This window comes from Mesorhizobium sp. M7A.F.Ca.US.014.04.1.1 (assembly GCF_003998745.1).
Classification (GTDB): domain Bacteria; phylum Pseudomonadota; class Alphaproteobacteria; order Rhizobiales; family Rhizobiaceae; genus Mesorhizobium; species Mesorhizobium ciceri.
In genome coordinates, this window is the sequence record NZ_RZRW01001392.1 from 1 (window position 1) to 545 (window position 545).

At 63.5% G+C, this 545-nt stretch carries 1 protein-coding gene and 1 pseudogene; both read right to left on the minus strand.

Features of this window, described 5'->3' with window-relative positions; genetic code table 11:
* Positions 1 to 313, minus strand: a 313-nt coding sequence (locus EOA22_RS36725) for an aldehyde dehydrogenase family protein (RefSeq protein WP_127390767.1), incomplete at its 3' end; no start/stop codon positions are given.
* Positions 310 to 545 (minus strand): annotated as a pseudogene (locus EOA22_RS36730) (flavin reductase); the annotation flags it as partial. The gene EOA22_RS36725 and the pseudogene EOA22_RS36730, both read right to left, overlap by 4 nt.

Sequence of the window (545 nt, forward strand, 5' to 3'; positions counted from 1 at the left end):
GCTTGCCATTGTCGCGTGTCTCGATCAGCGCCAGCTCGTCGGAATGTTCGAGCACCAGCTCCGCCAGGCGATAGACGAGCTTGCCGCGGTCGGTCTGGGTCATGCGGCGCCAGGCCGGATCGGCAAAGGCTGCCCGCGCTGAAGCGACTGCGGCATCGACATCGGATGCGTCGGCCTCGGCCAGCTCATACCAGGACCTGGCGGTCGTTGGATCGTAGCTTGGAATATATTGCCCGCCTTTCGGTGCGACGAAACCGCCGCCGATGAACAGCTGCTGGCGGGAATTCTCGAGCGATTTGACTGACGTCTTCATGGCTGTTCCTGTTCGGCGTCCTTGGGGCTTTGCATCCATGGCTTCGAACCGCCATCAATGCTGGCGAGACGCCCGCCATCGCCCGAATCCATGTAGATGCTGAAGCGCTCGTCGTGCCGCTCGCGGCTGTAGCGGCGCAGCAGCGCGCGGATTTCGCGCGCCGGAATGTCTTCGTAGGGAAGGTCCGCCAGCGGAAAGAACTTGAATCCCGCGGGCAATGTGAGGGCGGCGG